A 19,395-nucleotide genomic window follows, 5' to 3' on the forward strand; every position below is an offset into this window, starting at 1 on the left:
CTGTGCAACAAAAGACATGCTACGGAGACAGTATGGGAATTCGCTTGAAGAGCGTCGTGAGCGCGCTCGCGTTGTGTGCCCTCATTGACGTCAGTTACGCCGCCGACCCAATCAAGATCGGTGTCGACGGACCTTTCACCGGCGGTTCGTCTTCGATGGGCGTGAGCATGCGCGACGGCGTGCGGCTCGCCACCGCGGAAATCAACAAGGCCGGTGGCGTGCTTGGCCGTCAGATCGTGCTGGTCGAGCGCGACGACGAAGCGAAAAATGAACGCGGCGTACAGATCGCGCAAGAGCTGATCAACAAGGAAAAAGTGGCTGCGGTGGTGGGCTACATCAATACCGGCGTGGCACTCGCGTCTCAACGCTTCTTCCAGGAAGCGAAGATCCCAGTGTTCAACAACGTCGCGACTGGCAGTGTCCTGACGAAGCAGTTCACCGATCAACCGGATAACTACGTCTTCCGCAACGCCGCCGCCGACCGCATTCAGGCGCCGATGATCGTCGAAGAAGCAATCGTCAAGCGCGGCTTCAAGAAAGTCGCGATTCTCGCGGACTCGACCAATTACGGTCAGCTCGGCCGCGAAGACCTCGAAAAGGCGCTGGGCACGAAAGGCGTCAAGCCGGTTGCCGTAGAAAAATTCAACATCAAGGACGTCGACATGACCGCGCAGCTGCTCAAGGCCAAGGAGGCCGGCGCTGAAGCGGTGCTGACCTACGGCATCGGGCCGGAACTCGCGCAGATCGCCAACGGCATGGCCAAGCTCGGCTGGAAAGTGCCGCTGGTCGGCAGTTGGACCCTGTCGATGGCGAACTACATCGACAACGCGAGCACCAACGGTGAAGGCGCCCGTATGCCGCAGACGTTCATTCAGGAAGCGAACACGCCTAAGCGCAAGGCGTTCATCGACGCGTACCTCAAGGAGTTCAAGCCGAAGAACAACCGCATCGAATCGGCGGTGTCCGCCGCGCAAGGGTACGACTCGGTCTATCTGCTGGCCGCGGCGATGACCCAGGCGGGTTCGATCGAAGGTCCGAAGGTGCGCGCCGCGCTGGAAAACCTCAACGGCAAGGTGGAAGGCGTCGTGATGGTTTACGACAAGCCGTTCACTCACGACGACCACGAGGCGATCAGCCCGAACGTGCCGGTGGTTGGCGAGGTCAAGGGCGGCCGAGTGATCTATGCGTATGACGCTGATCGCAAGGACGGCAACCAGTTGCGCGCCAAGCAGGCGTCGACGAACTAAGCGCGGATACAAGCGCAAATCCAGCGCGGCAGCATGCTCCAAAGCCGCACCCGCCCGCCAGCGGGGGCGGCTTTGTTTTATAGATGGTGAACTCTAAGGCGCTCGACGATGACCATTCTTTTACAGCTCATCTATAGCGGGATCGCACTCGGCATGATCTACGCCGTGATCGCATTCGGCTATCAACTCACATTCGCGACTTCCGGCACGCTGAACTTCGGCCAGGGCGACGCGCTGATGCTCGGCGCGTTGGTCGGCCTCACGCTGGTTTCGCTCGGCGTCAACTACTGGCTCATGATCCCGCTCGTCTGCGCGTTCGGTCTGTTGCAGGGCGCGTTCGTCGAACGGATCGGGGTGCGGCCCGCGATCAAGATCAAATCCGAATTCGGCTGGATCATGTCGACGATTGCGCTGGGCATCATCTTCAAGAACGTCGCGGAAAACGTCTGGGGCCGCGACGATCTGCGCTTCCCGTCGCCGCTGCCGGAAGCGCCGCTCAAGGTGTTCGGCGCGAACGTTCTACCGATGGAACTTCTGGTGGTCGGCGGCGCGCTCGCAATGATGCTCGCCGTCGAGTTCTTCAATCGCAAGACGATCTTCGGCAAGGCCGTAGTTGCCACTGCGAACGACCGCGACGCCGCCGCGCTGATGGGCATCAACACCGGCCTCGTGATCACGTTTTCGTATGCCCTCTCGTCGCTGACTGCCGCGTTCGCCGGCGTGCTGATCGCTCCGCTCACGCTGACCGGCGCGACGATGGGCGCGGTGCTCGGCCTCAAGGCGTTCGCGGTGGCGATCATCGGCGGACTCACGAGCGGTTTGGGCATCCTCGTCGGCGGCGTCATTCTCGGCATCGCCGAAACCACTACGGGCTTCTATCTCTCCACCGGCTATAAGGACGTGCCGGGGCTGGTCCTGCTGCTCATCGTGCTGGCGATGAAACCCGCCGGGCTGTTCGGCAAGACTTCAATCAAGAAAGTGTGAGGGCCGCCGTGAATCTGAAGAAACTCGTTGCGACGGCATTTGTGCTGATTGCGCTTGCGGTGTTCCCGGTGCTGTCGGGCAATCCGTATTACATCCATCTGGTCGAGACCATCATGATCTACGCGATCCTGCTGTTCGGTCTCGACATCGTGGTCGGCTACACCGGCCAGGTTTCGCTCGGGCATGCGGGCCTGTTCGGGGTTGGCGCCTACACGGCGGGCGTGCTGTTCATGAAGCTCGGCTTGCCGATTTTCGTGACCGCGCCGCTCGCGATTCTCGTCACGGCCGGCTTCGGCGCGATCCTCGCGCTGCCCGCATTACGCGTGTCCGGCCCCTACCTCGCGATGGTGACGCTCGCGTTCGGCACGATCCTTCAGATTCTCATAAACGAGATGGATTTTCTGACCAACGGGCCGATGGGCGTCAAGATTCCCAAGCCGTCGCTCGGCGCGCGGCCGATGAACGAAGTCGAATACTACTGGCTCGTCGCGGCCCTGCTGGTGGCCTCGCTGATCGTCGTGCACCGGGTGCTCAAGTCGCATCTGGGCCGGGCCTTCGAAGCGCTGCGAGACAGTCCCATCGCGTCGGACTGTATGGGCGTGTCGGTGTACCGTTACAAGGTCTACGCGTTCGTGATCAGCGCGGGCTTTGCGGGTCTGGCCGGCTGCCTCTACTCGTATTCGGAGCAGTACATCTCACCGAATACCTACAACTTCGAGCTGACCATCCTGTTCCTGCTCGCGATCATCATGGGCGGGCGCAAGACGCGCACCGGCGCGGTGCTCGGATCGGCGATCATCGTGCTCTTGCCCAAGCTGCTCGATGACATCGACATGTTCCGCATCGTCGCATCGGTGCTGGCTGCCGCGGTCGTGATCGGCGCAGGCGTGGCGCTCGCGCGCAAGGTGTCGACGGCGCGCAAGGTGGCGATTCCGGTGCTCGGTACGGTGGGACTCGCCGCGTTCTCGTACGGCATCGACACGCTCGCCGACTGGCGGCTGACCATCTTCGGCCTGATGATCCTGCTCGTCGTGTACTACCTGCAGGACGGCGTGATCGGATTCGTGCGCAAGAGCACGATGGGCGGCGTGGTCCGCGCGAGCACCGTCGACACCCACCAACCCGCGACGATCAGCGCAGACGCGGTCGCAGCCGTGCACGCAGGCGACGCGGAAGAGATCCTGCAACTACGCGGCATCCTGATGCAGTTCAGCGGGCTCAAGGCGCTCAATCAGGTCGACCTGACCGTGCGGCGTGGCACGGTCCACGGACTGATCGGCCCTAATGGCTCCGGCAAGAGCACGATGATGAACGTGTTGACCGGCATCTACGTGCCGACCGCGGGCTCGATCGAGTATCGCGGCATGTCGCTCGCGGGCAAGACTTCGTCGCAGATCGCGTTGGCGGGCATCGCGCGCACCTTCCAGAACGTGCAGCTGTTCGGCGAGATGACCGCACTCGAAAACGTGCTGGTCGGCTTGCATCACACGTTTCGGGCACATATCGCGGACGTCGGACTGATGTCCCCGCGTTACCGACGCGAGGAGCGCGCCGCCCGCGAGCGCGCGTTGGGCATGCTGCGCTTTGTCGGACTAGAACATGTCGCCGGCGAAGAAGCGCGCAACCTGCCCTACGGCAAACAACGGCTGCTGGAAATCGCGCGGGCGCTCGCGCTCGATCCGCAAGTGCTGCTGCTCGACGAACCGGCGGCCGGCCTGACCGCGCCTGACATCAAGGAACTGGTCGCAATCATCCGCAAGGTGCGCGATCACGGCATCACCGTCGTGCTGATCGAACATCACATGGACGTCGTGATGAGCGTCTGCGACCGCGTGTCGGTGCTCGACTTCGGGCAGAAGATCGCGGAAGGCAATCCGGCCGACATCCAGTCGAACGAAAAAGTCATCGAGGCTTATCTCGGCGGCGAGACGGCGGGGCAAGCGGCCTGAGCCGCGCCCCTACCTCGACCCACGAGACACACAGGAACACACATGCTATCGGTCAAGAATCTGCATGCAGGATACGGCAAGGTGAAAGTGCTGCACGGCATTTCGATCGACGTGCCCAAGGGCTCGGTCGTCACGCTGATCGGCTCGAACGGCGCGGGCAAAACCACCACCATGCGCGCGATCTCCGGAATGATCCGCCCCAGCGACGGCGAGATCACGATGGGTGTGGGCGCGAGCGCGAAGCGGATCGACGCACTCGACTCACATCGCATCGCTCGCCTCGGACTCGCGCATTCGCCGGAAGGACGGCGCGTGTTCGCGACGATGAGCGTGCACGACAACCTGATCCTCGGCGCCTTTCCACGCCTCACGTGGGCGCGGCCGCGCGGCGATGTGAACGCCGATCTGGAACGCGCGATCGAACTCTTTCCGCGTTTGAAAGAGCGGCGCCATCAACTGGCCGGCACCCTCTCCGGGGGCGAGCAGCAGATGCTGGCGATGGCGCGCGCGATCATGCTGAACCCGGAACTCGTGCTGCTCGACGAACCTTCGATGGGGCTCGCACCGATACTCGTCGAAGAGGTGTTTCGCATCATCGAGAATCTGAAGGGCCAGGGCGTGACGATGCTGCTTGTCGAGCAGTTCGCCGCGGCCGCGCTCAATGTGGCCGATTACGGTTACGTATTGGAAAACGGCCGGATCGCCGCGCATGGGCCGGCGCTGCAATTGCGCAACGATCCGTCAGTGAAGGCGGCTTATCTGGGAACGAGTCATTGACGTAATGCAGGGACATCTCCTGGGTCTGTAACGCCTGGGGGCCTCTTTCGGTCCACGCCCGCTCTCTTTCGAGAGCGGGCTTTTTTTTGGTTCATCGATTTCAAACGCGACGTTTCTGCAGCGGATACATTCTTCGACCGCCATTGTGTGATCCGCTGCAATCACCATGCCATGCCCGCAATGCCGGGGATATCAAGTGTTGAAATAGCATACCCAAAGATTTATCCACACAGATTCGGCCAACGCGACCTAGTGTGTTTCGGTAGATACATGCGTTGCTGCATGTCGTTGGCGGACGGTAGCAAGCATCGTTTCTGCGCTGGGAAAAGACGTTTTCACATGTATCCGAAGGTTGGCAGTGATGGCGCCGGCGATGGAAAGCCGGCAATTCACAGGCGTTTTCCCTTTTTCGCGAGGCCCAGAATGAAAATCGATTTTAGTTGCCTATCCCGGTCTATCTTGCGGGGCATTGCAGGCGCGGGCGTCGTCGCGCTCGCATGTTCGATCGGCCCAGGCGCGCACGCGCAAACGCTGGGATCGCTCGTCCAGGTAGCCGCGGGCGACCCATTTAGCGGTTGCACTGCCGACCAGCTGAACGCGCAGGAATCGGCATTCGGCAGCGTCCTGTTTCCCGCCACCTCGATCGAGCCCTGGGTTGCGGTGGACCCGACGGACCCGTCTCGCCTCCTCGCCGGCCACCAGCAGGATCGCTGGAGCGACGGCGGCTCACGTGGGCTGGTCGGGGTCGTCTCCAACGATGCGGGCGGCACCTGGTCCAACTCAATTCCGTCCGGCGTGACTAACTGCACTGGCGGCAAATTCCGCCGTGCATCCGATCCATGGGTGGACTTTGCGCGAGACGGAACGGCCTTCTTCTTCTCTCTGGTGCTGGACCCCGCGAAACCGACGACGCCGTTTGGCGCGCGCAATAGCGGGATGCTGGTCAGCCGCTCCACTGACCACGGCGCAACGTGGCAGACTCCCGTCACGCTGATCCGCAGCAACTCGCCGCACGTGCTCAATGACAAGAACTCGCTCACTGCGGATCCGACTGCGAGCGACTACGTGTACGCGGTTTGGGACCAGTTGAGCGTGTTCCCGCAAACGAAGGAAGGCGCCCAGTTGCTCGCGCAGAACGATGGCGTTCTGATCGCGCGGCAATTGCGTAACGGTGCGGCATCCGCGGCGGGCGGCGCCCCCTTGTTCAAATTCAATTTCACCGGCCCGAGCTTCTTCTCGCGATCCACTGACAAAGGCGTGACCTGGAGCACCGCCGCGCCGATCTACCAGCCGGGGACGAACGCACAGACGATCGACAACATCGTGCGCGTGTTGCCTGATGGAACCCTGCTTGATTTCTTCACGGCGATCAACGCAACGCCGTCGGGCCTGAGCATCGGCTATATCAAGTCTGGGGATAGAGGCGGGAACTGGTCGGCGCCGACATTCATCAACGACATTTCGGTGGTCGGAGTGGTCTCGCCCGACAGCGGCCAGTCGATACGCGATGCATCCATTCTTTACAGTGTCGCCGTGAACCCGATGTCGGGGGCAATCTATCTCACCTGGCAGGACGATCGCTTTTCGTCCGCGACCTGCACCACGCCCACCGGATCGATCCCGATCGACGGGATCGCCTTCAGCCAATCGACAGACGGCGGTTCTACCTGGTCAACGCCAGTGATGATCAACAAGACGCCGCCGAACGGAACCGACCCCTGCCGTCAGCAGGCTTTCATTCCGGCGGTCGTGGCGTCGAACGACGGCAATACGATCGTGGTGACCTACTACGACTTTCGTAACGACACGAACACACCCGCCGGCTTCGAGGGAACCGACTATTTCGCGGTGTTCTGTTCGACTGCTACTGCGTGTACCAATCCCGCGAATTGGAGTAATGAACGGAAGCTGACCGACACCTCGTTCAACATCCTCAACGCTCCCGTGGCAGGCGGCCATTTCCTCGGCGATTACATGGGCCTGGCTGCCAGCGGTTCGAAAATCGTCTACCCGGTATTCGGTGTAGCCACGGGTCCCAACGTGACGGCTGAATTCACCCGCAAGATCACTTTGCCGTGAGCGCAGATGGCGGCGACGGGAGGGTCGCCGCCCAGCCCTCCTTCACCGCTCGCAGGCTTTGATTTTCAGGCACTTTCGCGACGCTACAACTCTGATAAGGCGCGCTATGCCGCCGATTCACCGCCCCCTTGCACCCGGACCGGATCTCCGACACGCACGCCAAGCTGCGTCGCCGCGCTGCCGCCATTCACGGCGATCTCGACGAGCCCGATCGAGTTCTCGTACCAGAACGCTTGACCGGCCGCTACATCCGAAAAGACCCGGGCATATTCGACATCGGCATCTCCGATACTCAGCCGTGCAGATTTCGGCACGGTTCCAGCCCGCAGCCCCGTCAGCGCATTGCCGTAGTGATCGACGTAGATGACCTGGGCGAAATCGCCCGCATCCATCTGCACGCTCAAGCCTGTCCTCTCAACGAGTTTGTCGGAAGGCAACTCGCCGCGGCTGACCCATGCTGCCATCGGGGCGAACAGGTCGCGACCATGAAACGAAGCGGAGAGCGCTGCGGGACGCCATGTAATGCGCCAGGTCCTGGTATGCGCCGCGCGCGCCGCCACGACCGAGAGCAGCCCGTTGTCCGGCCCGACGAACCGCTGCCCATCGGCTTGCAGCACGACGGCATCCCGCTCGCTACCCACGCCGGGATCGACCACGGCAAGGAAGACACAATCCGGCGGATACCACTGCGCTAGCGCTGCGAGTAGATGCGCGCCTGCCTGCGCGTTGTAGTTCGGCGCAGTATGCAGCACATCGATAATGGGGGTGCCGGCTGCCGCATGCCGCAGCAAAGCGACCCTCACCTGCCCGACATAGATGTCGTCGGCTCCGAAATCGGTAAAGAGTGCGAGCATCGCAAAGCCTCCTTGCAGTCCTGTGCCGCCTCGTCGGTCAGCGTTCGATAAATATTTGAAATCTCACCTATCAGCGCGACCGAGACTGCGAGCGCTTCAAGCCAGATCGGCTCGGCTTCGCTTGCTCCGAGCTTGCAGACCCATTTGGCGCGATCTGGGTATCAACGCAGAACGAAATGAACGCCTGCACCTTTGCGGCCAGGTGCCGCCGCGACGGATAGAGCGCATATAGAGGGAAACGTTCATCCGGCCAGTCCGGAAACAGATCGACAAGGTCTTGCTGGGCGATCAGTGTTTCCGTCCCGATCGACATGACCTGGGCGATTCCTGCGCCCGCTACGCAAGCGTTCAACATCGTGCCGACATCGGAGACCAGCAACCGCCCGTAGACCGGGATGCCGACGACTTCCTTGCCTCGATGAAACTCCCATTCGAAAGGGCGTCCCGACAAGGGATTGTAGAAAAGGATGCGTTCGTGATCGACGACGTCATCAGGACAATTGGGGCGGCCGTTGCTTTCGAGGTAAGCCGGAGACGCAACCGTGATGATCCGCGCTTCCAGCAGCTTGCGGGCAACCAGCGTACCAACGGGTGGCGGCCCGAAACGTATCGCAAGGTCGAAGCCATCCGCAACGAGATCGCCCACGTCATCGCGCATGATCAATTCCACCGAAAGCTCTGGAAACTGCTGCAGCAGTGCGGGCAGCTTCGACGCCAGGACAGTCCGCGAAAAGAACGGGTCAACGTTGACGCGTAACTTGCCTTGGACCACGCCGGCCGAACCCGATGCTGTACTTGCCGCGCACTCGATGCCGACCAGATGCGGGCTGACCGTCTCGTAGAGACGCCTGCCTTCGTCCGTCAAGGTTTGCGATCGGGTGGTACGGTCGAGCAAGCGGACTCCGATCTGCTTTTCCAGCCGGCTTATCGCCCTGCTTACGCCGGACGGAGACACGCCGAGCGCCTCCGCGGCGCGAACGAAACTCCCGCTCTCCGCGACAGCGGCAAGCACCGTTATCCCCGCAAACAATCGACCGTCGAAGGTCATGATGCGCCTCGAACACTGATGGATTCATGATTTTAATCATTTCAGATTTGATTGAACCATACTTTATTCATCAATTGGCGCGTGAGACATTGGACGCATCGCCAACACGGAGGAAAAGCAATGGAAACGATCAAACGAGGAGAGCTTGCGATACCGCGCCTGGGCTTCGGCACGTTCCGGATGCCCGGCAACGACTGTCAGCCGGTCGTAGAAAGCGCGCTGGAAGTTGGCTATCGGCATATCGATACCGCCGAGATGTATCAGAATGAGGAATCGGTGGGTGCCGCCATCGCCAGCTCGGGCATCGCGCGCGACGAGCTATTTGTGACGACCAAGGTATGGCACGAGAACCTCGAACCCAATGCCCTGCGCCGCGCATTTGCGGCGAGCCTCGAGAAGCTGCGACTTGATTTCGTCGACCTATACATGATCCATTGGCCGTCCCGCGACATGAATCTAGGGGCTGTTTTGGAGACTCTCGTGCATCTCAAGGAGGCGGGACTTGCGCGCGGCATTGGTGTGTGCAATTTCAATATGCCGCTGATCAAAGCGGCCGTGGAGGATATCGGCGCGCCGATCGCCTGTCATCAACTCGAATACCACCCGTTCCTGGATCAGACCGCGATGCTTGCCTATCTGCGCTCGAAAAACATTCCGTTGGTGGCGTATGCGCCGCTCGCACAGGGACGTGCGGCAAGCGATTCGACATTGGCACGGATCGGCAGCAGGCACGGTGCGACTGCCGCACAGATTGCCATTGCCTGGCTGCTCGATCAGGACGGCGTTATCGCAATACCGAAGGCACAGCGGCGCGAAAGCCAGCAAGCAAATCTCGATGCACTAGCTGTTCGACTCGACGACGATGACCGCCAAGCAATCGCTGCGCTTCGCAAGGATCAGCGTTACGTCGTTCCCCCCTTCGCTCCGCAATGGGACGCGTGACTGAGCGCAACAGCTGCCGAAGTGTCCGCGGCATGGGGATGGCTTGCGCAGGAGGCTTACGTGCTCGGGTGACGCGCACACTCATCCAGCGCAGAGTTCGGACGATGCGCGGGCGCGCCCAATCCGGACGCGACGACGCTGAGCAGCGCCAAAACCCATACTCCGATCACGGCGTACAGCATCACGAGACCGAAGCCGTGCACGAGCGCCGCATGAACGATCACGCCATGCGGATCGGCGGTTGCGAGTTTCGCGCTGTCCTGCGTCAGATACGCAAAATTGCCTGCGGCCACCTTCTGCGCGAGAAAACGCAGCGACGAGGTTTCGGAAGAGTCCGGAAGCGCGCGAGCGAGATAAGAAAGCACGCCTTCGAAAAGTATGTAACCCATCAGCGCGATATTGATCGCCAGGCTGATCAGTCTCGCGCTCATATCGATACCCGAGGCCATGCCTGCGCGGTTCGACGAGACCGAGCCGGTCGCAGTATTGGTGACCGGCGTGTTGGTCATCCCCAGCCCGGTTCCGCACAACAGGCATCCCGGCAGCATCGTGAGCCAACTCGCGTGCTCCACGCCGGCTCCGCACCTCATCAGGATGAAGCCGAGACCGATGATGAACAGTCCGAGCGGAATGACCCTGCGCGCATCGAAGCGCAGCGCAAGCCGCTCGGCAAATGGCGGCACGATAAGAGTGGGCAGTGTATAGGCGAGCAAGGACAGTCCGGTCTTCACATTCGGGTAGCCGAGCGCGCCCTGAAAATAGATCGGTAGATAGATCATGAACGGCCAGTAGCTGAAGTTCATGCCCATCGATCCGAGTATCGCGCCTGAAAACCGCCGGATGCGGAATACGGAAAAGTCGAACATCGGCCGACGACTACGCTTCTCGACAACGATGAACGCAATAAAACTCAACGCGGTCGCCGCGACGATGCTTAGCGCGGCGGGGCTATCCAACCCGAGGTCCGGTCCTTGCGTAATGAAATAGACGAGGCCGAAACACGTCGCGGAAAGCGTGAGGATGCCGGCAACGTCCAGGTGTTGCGCATGTGGGTCGCGGGACTCCTGAACACCCGCAAAGACGAGACCTAGCGCCACGATCGCGATCCACGCGTGGACGAGGAACACCCACTGCCAGTTGGCGATTGCGACGATCATGCCGCCGATGATCGGACCAAAGCCGAGTCCGATGCCGAAGATGATTCCCCACGCGCCAAACGCTTTGCTGCGGTCGCGCCCTACTCGAAACTGATGCGACAGCACCGCCACCTGGCAGATCAGCATCGCTCCGCCGCCCATGCCCTGAAAAAAGCGGCTGACGATCAGGACCGACGCACTCTGTGCGAGTCCGCAGATGAGGGAGGTGATCCCGAACATCACGATGCTGGCAACGTAGATGCGTTTGCGTCCAAAACGGTCGGCCAGCGCTCCAGTGCCCATCAGCACGGTGGTACATGCGAGCGTGTAGGCGTTCATGATCCATTGAATCTCCTTGAAATCTGCGTGCAGCACGTCTTCAAGGGTGGAGAGCACCGTCGGCACACTGGAAATTTCGAGGCCGAACATCAGCGACGTCAGGCATACCGCGGCGAGCGCCACGGCATTTTTCGGAGGGGTGGCGAGTGTCATCGGATATCGCAAGGAAAGGTGCGTTTGCGCGTACACCTCGGCGTACACAGAGGGAGCTACTCGATCAGCATCACGTCCGATGTACTATAACGGGAACCAACGTCCCTATTGACGCAGTTTTTTCCCACAACTTATTCCCCCAAGGACCCAATTCGATGGATCAACTCGATGGCGTAGCGGTCTTTGTCAAAGTGATCGAAGCCGGTAGCTTTACCGTTGCGGCCGAACGCCTGCATCTCACACGGTCGGCCATCGGCAAAGTGATTGCGAAGCTCGAGGCCCGCCTCGGCGTACGCCTGCTCCAGCGCACGACGCGTAGCCAGACACTGACGGAGGCGGGGCGCAGCTATTACGATCGATGCGTCCGCGCGCTTGCCGAGCTGGACGCCGCCGAGGCCGAACTGGAGACCGGATACAGCGAGCCACGCGGGCGCCTGCGTGTCAGCGCGCCGCTCGCCTTCGGCCACCACTGCGTCGCTCCAGTGTTGTTCGGGCTGGCACGCAAGCACCCTCAACTACAGATCGACATCTCGTTCACGGACCGGGCAGTCGATCTCGTCGAAGAAAACTTCGATCTTGCGGTGCGCATCGGCGATTTGCGCGACAGCACGAGTCTCGCCGCACGGCACCTCGGGGTTCAGGAAACGAGCATCGGAGCCGCCCCGGCGTATCTTGCGCGGTATGGGACGCCCGTCGATATCGGCGATTTCGGAAAGCATGCGGGCATCGCTTACTCGCGCGCCGGCGTGGTGTCGCCATGGCGCGTACTCGACACGGACGGGGTTGAACGGGAATTGCTGATCGAGCCGCAACTGAGCCTGGACGACATCCAGGCGATTGCCGGAGCAGGTGTCGCCGGTCTGGGGCTCGTGCAGTTGCCGTGCTGGTTGCTGACACGATATGTGATGACAGGCGAACTCGTCGCGGTGAGGGAGCGTTGCGGCGTGCGACCACAGGATATCCACGCGGTGTGGCCGAACACGCGATATCTTCCGTTGAAGACTCGTTGTGCCATCGATGCACTGGTTGCGGAGATCCCGCCGATGATTCTCCGTTGATGTGCGGTTCCCCGCCGCCGATACGCGAGGAATGTCAGCTCGCCGCGCCGAAGTACACCGGTTGGCCGAAATGCTGATTGCGTGGCTCGTCGATGAGTATGCACCGCGTCGCCCAGCACCTTGAACGCATACGCGTATCCGGTCTTTGTGCGGTGCATGGCTGAATGGATGCCACGGCTGTCCCATGTCGTTCAGGCCGAGATCGACCGATTCAGTCATGCAGCGAGACTACCGACGAATTGTCTGATGCTGGCGAGGACTGCTCGCTGGTCGCCCGCGAAAACCCAGTGATCGGCGCCGTCGAGTTCGACGTATCGCGCGTGCGCGATATGGCTGGCGAGATGCCGGCCAGCGCCGACCCGAACGGCGTGGTCGTCGTGACGGTGCAGCACTAGAGTCGGCGCGGAGACCCGGCCCAATAGATCGCGCACATCCATATCGCGTAACGCCTCGAGCACGCCCTTGATCGCTCCTGGGCTCGACGCGGCCCGGAGCAAGCCCGCCCACCACGCTCGCGCCTGAGGATCGCGAGCCAGGCTCGGCGCGAAAGTTTCGATGCCCGCCGGCCCGCCCCATGCTGCGACGAGTTGCTGGAGCCACGCGTCATACTGGCTGGTCCGCAGCGCGTGCGGATAGTCGGATGTCGCGCTTCCCTTCGCCAGCGAGCCGAACAGAACGAGGCCGGTGACTCGATCGGGATGATCGGCGGCAAATTTGATGCATGCCGGTCCGCCTTCGGACGCACCGAACAGCACCACCCGGCGGCTCCCGGCGGCGTCGAGCACCGTGCCGAGGTCCTGCGCGGTTGCGTCGACGCCGGGGTTGAAACCGACACGATCGGAAAGCCCGATACCTCGACGATCGAGCAGAATGAGCCGGCCCATCTCAGCGAGAGCAGAGAGGAACGCCCGGCAGCGCGGCTCCTCCCAGATCCTTTCGACGTGGGACACGAAACCGGGCAGCAGCAACACATCGATATCGCCGGCACCGTAGGTCTGGAACGCGAGATGGACGCCGCCGCCGAGTACATAGCGCGTCGGCGGCGGGGCCTCGATCGGCAACGTGGGGACGGCATTCAGCAGCGCACGGGTCTCGGCTTCGGGCGCCACATCGAGCGCGTCGCGAAGGCGCTGGGTCATGGCGTCGAAGTGACGCTCGGCCGAAGCCCGATCCCCGGCGAGCAGCAGATTGCGGATCAGGTGCCGGGCGTACGCTTCGCTCAGTGGATCCAGTTGAACGAGTCGGCCGGCGTGCGCAGCCGCTGTCTCGTAGTCGCCCGCCGCATGCCTGTCTTGCACCACCCGTTCCAGCGCGTGGATCGCCCTGCCCCGCAGAGCCTCACGGCGAAAGAAAGCCCATTCGTCGAACTGCGGGCAATCGCCAGCCGAAAACCCGTCGAGAAAGTCGCCGGAATATTGACGGCATGCCTGCTCGAACTCGCCGACCTCACAGGCTTGCTCGAACAGTTGCGAATCAATTTGCAGGCCGATCGCTGATGACCATCGAAGCGTCGACCGGTCGGTGGTGAGGATGTCGTCGCCGAGCGTCAACTGGAGGCGGTACATCAGGCGGCGCAGCCGCACCCGTACGACATCTTCGCTGCTGTCCGGCCACAACATGGTCGCGACAGCGTCGCGTCCAACCGGCCCCTTCGCTTCCGCCAGATAGACCAGCAGCGCCAGGCCTTTGCGCAAGCCTATCGGACACGGCTGGTCGTCCCGACGGATCTCCGGAAAACCAAGCGTCCTTACGTTGAACAGAGCCATCGTCATGCAAGCCTCCATGACGGCGTCGAGGGGACGCTCAGGGGACGCGTCGATCCTACCATGCACGCCAGACGATCATCGCTGCACTCATTGCGGCGGATCGCACTGGAGGATTTGCCATGAAGAACCTGGGTAAGCATGCGATCGTGATAGGCGCCGGAATGGGTGGGCTGCTGGCCGCACGCGCGCTATCAGATTTCTATTCCACCGTGACCGTGCTCGAACGCGATGCGTTTCCGGCAGAGGACGCCTGGCGCAAAGGCGTCCCGCAGGGCCGTCACACGCATGGGCTTCTTGCCCGCGGCAGCGCGGTGCTCGAGGAGTTCTTTCCCGGATATAACAACGAGGTCGTCACGCAAAGCGGCGGATTGCTCGGCGATGTCGCGAACGATCTGCTGTGGATCGGCCGCAACGTAACGCTTGCCAATGGCAATAGTGATTTGACCGGGCTTCTGGCGAGCCGTCCCGTGCTCGAAGGCCATCTGCGACGGCGGCTGCTGGCACTGCCGAACGTGCGCGCCATCGAGAATTGCGCTGTGCGAGGGCTCGCCAGCAACTCCGCCCGCGAGCGCGTGACGGGTGTGCGCATACGCGCCGAAGGCAGGCCGGAAGAGACCCTCGACGCAGACCTCGTCGTCGATGCGACTGGACGCAACTCGTCCAGCGCGACGTGGCTCGAAGCGCTCGGCTACCCACCTCCCGTCAGCGAGAAGGTCGAGGTCGGCATCGGCTACACGACCCGCACCTATCGACGTCGGCCGAACGATCTCAATGGCAAGCTCGGCATCATCGTCGCCGGCAGTGCGCCGAACTGGCGGAACGGCGTGATCCTCGCGCAGGAGAATGACAGCTGGATCGTCAGTACCGGTGGCTGTCTCGGCGACGAGGCCCCCGATAACGACGAGGGCTTTCTCGCGTATCTGGCGACGCTGCCGACGATGGAAATTCATGACATCGTCGCCGCAGCGGAGCCGTTGAGCGGCTACCGGCGCTACCGCTACGTCCACAGTTTGCGCCGTCGATACGAGACGCTTGCACGCTTTCCCGGGAACTACCTGGTTTTCGGTGACGCTATCTGCAGCTTCAACCCGGTCTACGGACAGGGCATGACGGTCGCGGCGCAGGAGGCGCTGACGCTGCAACACTGCCTGCTGCGCGCAGGTTCGAACGATCTTGCTCGGCGCTTCTTCACGGAGGCCGCAAAAATCGTCGACATCGCATGGGACATCGCGGTCGGCAACGACCTTCGCAATCCGCTGATCGAGGGCCGGCGGCCGCCGATGCTACGTTTCATCAACCGGTACATCGGCTGGCTTCACGTCGCCGCGACCCGCGACAGCACACTGGCAACCGCATTTCTGAAGGTAGTCAACCTGATGGTCCCGCCGCCGTCGCTGCTGAAGCCGACCATTGCCTTGCGCGTCTGGCGAGGCAACCGGCGCTCTGCGTTACCGCTTTCTCGCCCGCAATCGGGCGAGTCCCCTGCTAACAAGCGTATTGAACTAACCTAGTCCAGGTAAGCCCGGCCATACCTGCATTCGCGAGTCCGAGCGGGTGCAGTTCCTGCCAAGACGGACCCTTCCGTCGAAGCTTCCATTGATGAAGGCGTCAAAAGGAGTACGACATGATCGGTGTATTCGTTACGTTTCGCTACGGCGACAACTTCGATGAACGAGCCGTGCGCACGATTGCTGAGACCGCCCGCGCAAGGTTCGAAGGAATGCCGGGGCTACGTTCCAAAGCTTTCACGCTCAATTCCGCAAAGCGTGAAGCCACCAACTTCTACGTTTGGGAATCGGAGGACGCAGCCAAAGCGTTCTTCACGGATGAACTCCGCGATCGGGTAACCGGTCTTTACGGTGTACGCCCTGACGTCGAATTCGTGCAGATTGCCGCGCTGGTGGAAAACGCTCGAACGTGACGTCGTCCAGCGTCGTGGATAGACAAACACGAGCTTGTCTACACCATGATGAATCCGTGCCGCATGCCGAGCATCACCGCCTCGGTGCGATTGGTCGCACCGAGTTTGCCGAAGATGGACGACAGGTGAAATTTCACCGTGTTGTCCGAGATGTCGAGTTGCCGCGCAATCTCCTTGTTGCCGAGTCCATCGGCGAGCATCGCCAGCACTTCGATCTCTCGCAACGTCAACGCTTCGAACGGTTCGGCGGGCGCCTTCTGGCGCGACGGTCTCGTTTCGGCGAGCAGCCTTGCGAGGATGTCGGGCGTCAGCACGCAAAGGCCGGCGGCGACGGCTTCGATGGACGCGACGATTTCAGCTGGCATCGCGTTGCGCGGCAGGATGGCCATCGCATCGGCGGGCAACGCATCGAGCATCCAGTCGCTGTCCGGGTCGTCGCTCAACAGCACGAGCGATGGTGACGCGTGCGAGACTTCGAATAGTGTCTTGAGCGCGTCGCTTGGCTCCGGCGCGATGTCGGTGACGATCACGTCCGGCACCGATCCCGCGAGACAATCGACGAGCTTTTCGGCGTCGGCTGCGCTTGCCAGGAACTCGAGTGCCGGGTTCGCCTCGACAAGCGCTTGCAGACTTGCGCGCTCTTGCCACGATGCCGCAATCACTGCGACCCGCCAAGGCGCCGTCTGTCTCGTTTGTCCATCCGACATTTCGTCGTTTCCCGGAGCTCACCTGCACGAATTCCGTTGGGGCCGTTCGCCCACTGTTACCGAACACGCGTGGCGCTCGCCACCTCGGATCAAGGCGATTTGCAGCTGCTGCCCAACGCTTGCGGAGCCCAGCGCGGCAGCTACGTCGCCCATGTCGCGGCAAGGCTTGCCGTCCAGTTCGATCAGTACATCGCCTATCAGCACGCCCGCCTGGTCCGCAGGGCCGCCCGGCGCAAGACAATTGATCAGCAAGCCACTGCCGAGCGACAGGTTCATTTCCTTGACCCAGGCGTCCGGCAGGCCGACCCGCTGCGTGCCGACACCAAGATAGCCCCGCGACACGCGCCCTTTCGCCAACAGTTCATCGGTGACCCGCTCCACGCTCGTCCCCGGAATCACGATGCCGGCGCCGCGCATCAGCGCCGAGGTGCAGATGCCGACCACCTGCCCGCGCATATCCGCGAGGGCCGCCCCCGAGAAGCCGGGGCGCAGACCGCCGTCCAGTCGCACGAACGCATCGAGTTGTCCGCCTCTCCACGTGCGCCAGGCCCCCCCTACGCCGCCGATCACACCAAAATCAGCGCTGACGCCGGAATCGTCCGCACGTGCGACGGCGAGCGCAAGATGGCCCGGCTTCAGTGAATGGGCATCGCCGGAATCGATTGGGTCGAGATCGACGCCGTCCAGTTTCAGCACGCCGACGTCGGAGCCCGGGTCCTGGCCCGCGAGGACTGCGGCGACCGTACGGCCGTCGGTCAATGTGACTTCGATCCCTTCCTCCCGCCTGATCGTATGTGCAGCCGTCACGACGACGCCACGTCGCCAGATTACGCCGCTCGACGGCATGCGATGCCGGCCGTGTACCGCCACGACACTCCGCCCGACTCGCTCGACGATGCCCGCCAGATTGTCCGAGAGATCCATCAAAGGATTGCCGCTCGAGGATGTGGTTTCCATTTCAAGCCCCCGCCCATTGCGTAATGACGACGGATTCACAATGACAGAACGACGGGGGACGCACACCACCCGAATGGGTAGCCGGGTAGATGAAGTGCGGACTTCACGATGCAGCGAGTCTGGTCCGCGACGCGGTTAACGCCGCCCGCTACGGCCCCACACATAGCGCACCCATCGCTGCCAGCGGCTTTGCGGTGGAGCGGGCGCGTGGCGTGCAGTCTGCGCTTCGCGGTCGCGCTGGACGGACTTCTGCACCTGTTCGTGGATCTGCCTCAAGCTCATGCCGCCTGGGCCTTTCAGCTTGTCGGGATCGGCAGCGGGATCGCCATCGGGATCGTCTGTCATCAGAGTCGCCTGTTTGTGAAGAGGCGACTTGATCTTGATACAGATGCCCAGCAGCGGCAAGTTGGACGCGGATCGCCGATCGGTGCGGAGTCCAACAGTCCTTGCCCGCGTGCCGTTCGTGAAGTAGATTTTTCTAATGAGGTTCGAGCCGGGAGGGACGGCCATGGAACTGAGTGTGGAACGTGTCGAGGTTTGGGCAGCTACCATCGACGACAAACCGGGAGGTCTTGCGAAAGTTTTAAGCGTCTTGCGGGATGCTGGTGCCGACTTGCAGTTCATCGTGGCACGTCGCACGCCAGAGGCATCGGGCAAGGGAGTCGTGTTCGTCGCTCCGCTACAGGGAGACACTGCGACCCGTGCCGCCACGCAGGCGGGGTTCAGCGTCACCCCGAGCCTGCACTCCATCCGTGTAATGGGTCTGGACCAGTTGGGCATCATCGCGCAATTGAGCCAGATGTTGGCGGATGGCGGGATCAATCTCCGCGGCGTCTCGGCCGCTGTACTTGGCACGCAGTTCATCGCTTATCTCGCGCTCGACTCGTTGGACGATGCCGAAAAGGCGATTGACCTTCTACAAAGGGCCTGAAGTGCGCGTGCCGGGCTGCGAACCGGCTTGGCTCTTGCTGGCAGCAAATCCCAATGCCGGTAGGGAGGTCGGCAGGGATGAAGACACCGACGACCACAAGGCGGGTGCTGTGGGCGCTTTCGCTTTGCATTATTGCGACTTGCATCGCCGTTGGTGCGGTATTGCTGTTCGAGCTGTTGGCGGTCGGTCGTGCCGTCAGCGATTTCCGCCGGGACGCGGCCATAGCGCAAGCGGACACCGAACGAGGCGAGCCGGCCACGCTCGAGGAGCGCATCAACCCGCCCTATCTGAAGCGGTACGGCTTGGACCGCAACCTGTATAAGGACATTCGCGGAAACTTTTCGCCAACCGGCGCTGACTGGCGGCAATGGGGCTTGCGAACCAAGGTCGCAGCCACTGTGATGTGGCTGGGTCACGATCCGCCGGGAACGTGGTGGACCTACGTTCAGATCAAGTGCGTTGACCGTTTTCCTGAAGCTCATGCCGACAGCGAGCCGATCGTCGATGTTGCCGACGCTTGCCTCGGCGAACCGCATTGATCGACGCC

18 protein-coding genes are annotated in these 19,395 nt (G+C 62.1%); 11 read left to right on the forward strand and 7 right to left on the reverse strand.

Going from position 1 to position 19,395, the window contains the following annotated elements; genetic code table 11:
• The first annotated feature begins 32 nt into the window (after positions 1-32).
• The 5 genes from BC1002_RS29435 to BC1002_RS29455 all read left to right on the forward strand — a co-directional run bounded on the left by BC1002_RS29435 (position 33) and on the right by BC1002_RS29455 (position 7,036).
• A complete protein-coding gene (locus BC1002_RS29435) occupies positions 33-1,247 on the forward strand; it encodes an ABC transporter substrate-binding protein (RefSeq protein WP_013093617.1) in 1,215 nt (404 codons plus the stop codon).
• A gap of 108 nt (positions 1,248-1,355) precedes the next feature.
• A complete protein-coding gene (locus tag BC1002_RS29440; RefSeq protein WP_013093618.1) occupies positions 1,356-2,231 on the forward strand; it encodes a branched-chain amino acid ABC transporter permease in 876 nt (291 codons plus the stop codon).
• An 8-nt stretch (positions 2,232-2,239) separates the two neighbouring features.
• Complete coding sequence (locus BC1002_RS29445) at positions 2,240-4,180, forward strand: branched-chain amino acid ABC transporter ATP-binding protein/permease (protein WP_013093619.1); 1,941 nt, start codon at positions 2,240-2,242, stop codon at positions 4,178-4,180.
• A gap of 42 nt (positions 4,181-4,222) precedes the next feature.
• Positions 4,223-4,957, forward strand: a complete 735-nt coding sequence (locus BC1002_RS29450) for an ABC transporter ATP-binding protein (RefSeq protein WP_013093620.1) — start codon at positions 4,223-4,225, stop codon at positions 4,955-4,957.
• 423 nt (positions 4,958-5,380) lie between these two features.
• Positions 5,381-7,036 (forward strand): sialidase family protein, encoded by a 1,656-nt coding sequence (locus BC1002_RS29455; protein ID WP_013093621.1) that lies wholly within the window; start codon positions 5,381-5,383, stop codon positions 7,034-7,036.
• 104 nt (positions 7,037-7,140) lie between these two features.
• Here the strand turns inward: BC1002_RS29455 and BC1002_RS29460 are convergent, their stop codons facing one another.
• The gene (locus BC1002_RS29460; protein WP_013093622.1) at positions 7,141-7,890 is read right to left on the reverse strand and encodes an SAM hydrolase/SAM-dependent halogenase family protein; all 750 of its coding nucleotides are present in this window, start codon (positions 7,888-7,890) and stop codon (positions 7,141-7,143) included.
• Positions 7,891-7,960: 70 nt separating this feature from the next.
• Positions 7,961-8,938 (reverse strand): LysR family transcriptional regulator, encoded by a 978-nt coding sequence (locus BC1002_RS29465; protein ID WP_013093623.1) that lies wholly within the window; start codon positions 8,936-8,938, stop codon positions 7,961-7,963.
• Between the two features lie 120 nt (positions 8,939-9,058).
• On the opposite strand from BC1002_RS29465, the gene BC1002_RS29470 reads away from it, so the two are divergent.
• On the forward strand, positions 9,059-9,880 hold the full coding sequence (locus BC1002_RS29470) for an aldo/keto reductase (protein WP_013093624.1): 822 nt from the start codon (positions 9,059-9,061) through the stop codon (positions 9,878-9,880).
• 56 nt (positions 9,881-9,936) lie between these two features.
• Here the strand turns inward: BC1002_RS29470 and BC1002_RS29475 are convergent, their stop codons facing one another.
• Positions 9,937-11,508 (reverse strand): MFS transporter, encoded by a 1,572-nt coding sequence (locus BC1002_RS29475; protein ID WP_013093625.1) that lies wholly within the window; start codon positions 11,506-11,508, stop codon positions 9,937-9,939.
• A 155-nt stretch (positions 11,509-11,663) separates the two neighbouring features.
• On the opposite strand from BC1002_RS29475, the gene BC1002_RS29480 reads away from it, so the two are divergent.
• Positions 11,664-12,566 carry a LysR family transcriptional regulator gene (locus BC1002_RS29480; RefSeq protein ID WP_013093626.1) on the forward strand — a complete coding sequence of 301 codons (903 nt, stop codon included), beginning with the start codon at positions 11,664-11,666 and terminating at the stop codon, positions 12,564-12,566.
• A gap of 215 nt (positions 12,567-12,781) precedes the next feature.
• On the opposite strand, the gene BC1002_RS29485 is transcribed toward BC1002_RS29480, so the two are convergent.
• Entirely contained in the window at positions 12,782-14,338 is a 1,557-nt protein-coding gene (locus BC1002_RS29485) for a bifunctional AfsR/SARP family transcriptional regulator/alpha/beta hydrolase (protein ID WP_013093627.1), read from the reverse strand.
• A 113-nt stretch (positions 14,339-14,451) separates the two neighbouring features.
• Between BC1002_RS29485 and BC1002_RS29490 the strand changes: the two genes are divergently transcribed.
• The gene (locus BC1002_RS29490) at positions 14,452-15,843 is read left to right on the forward strand and encodes an FAD-dependent oxidoreductase (RefSeq protein WP_013093628.1); all 1,392 of its coding nucleotides are present in this window, start codon (positions 14,452-14,454) and stop codon (positions 15,841-15,843) included.
• Between the two features lie 113 nt (positions 15,844-15,956).
• Entirely contained in the window at positions 15,957-16,253 is a 297-nt protein-coding gene (locus tag BC1002_RS29495; protein ID WP_013093629.1) for a YdhR family protein, read from the forward strand.
• Between the two features lie 38 nt (positions 16,254-16,291).
• Here BC1002_RS29495 and BC1002_RS29500 read toward each other — a convergent pair whose 3' ends face one another.
• From BC1002_RS29500 to BC1002_RS29510, 3 genes are all read right to left on the reverse strand, one after another.
• The gene (locus BC1002_RS29500) at positions 16,292-16,960 is read right to left on the reverse strand and encodes a response regulator transcription factor (RefSeq protein ID WP_013093630.1); all 669 of its coding nucleotides are present in this window, start codon (positions 16,958-16,960) and stop codon (positions 16,292-16,294) included.
• A gap of 18 nt (positions 16,961-16,978) precedes the next feature.
• Positions 16,979-17,884: a S1C family serine protease gene (locus BC1002_RS29505; protein ID WP_041735902.1), complete on the reverse strand. Its 906-nt coding sequence runs from the start codon at positions 17,882-17,884 to the stop codon at positions 16,979-16,981.
• A gap of 168 nt (positions 17,885-18,052) precedes the next feature.
• Entirely contained in the window at positions 18,053-18,262 is a 210-nt protein-coding gene (locus BC1002_RS29510) for a hypothetical protein (protein ID WP_013093632.1), read from the reverse strand.
• A gap of 163 nt (positions 18,263-18,425) precedes the next feature.
• Between BC1002_RS29510 and BC1002_RS29515 the strand changes: the two genes are divergently transcribed.
• Together BC1002_RS29515 and BC1002_RS29520 are read left to right on the forward strand one after the other, a co-directional pair.
• Complete coding sequence (locus tag BC1002_RS29515; RefSeq protein WP_013093633.1) at positions 18,426-18,848, forward strand: ACT domain-containing protein; 423 nt, start codon at positions 18,426-18,428, stop codon at positions 18,846-18,848.
• Positions 18,849-18,925: 77 nt separating this feature from the next.
• Complete coding sequence (locus BC1002_RS29520; protein WP_013093634.1) at positions 18,926-19,387, forward strand: hypothetical protein; 462 nt, start codon at positions 18,926-18,928, stop codon at positions 19,385-19,387.
• Positions 19,388-19,395 lie beyond the last annotated feature (8 nt).

Origin of the sequence: Paraburkholderia atlantica (genome assembly GCF_000092885.1) — a bacterium.
Classification (GTDB): Bacteria; Pseudomonadota; Gammaproteobacteria; order Burkholderiales; family Burkholderiaceae; genus Paraburkholderia; species Paraburkholderia atlantica.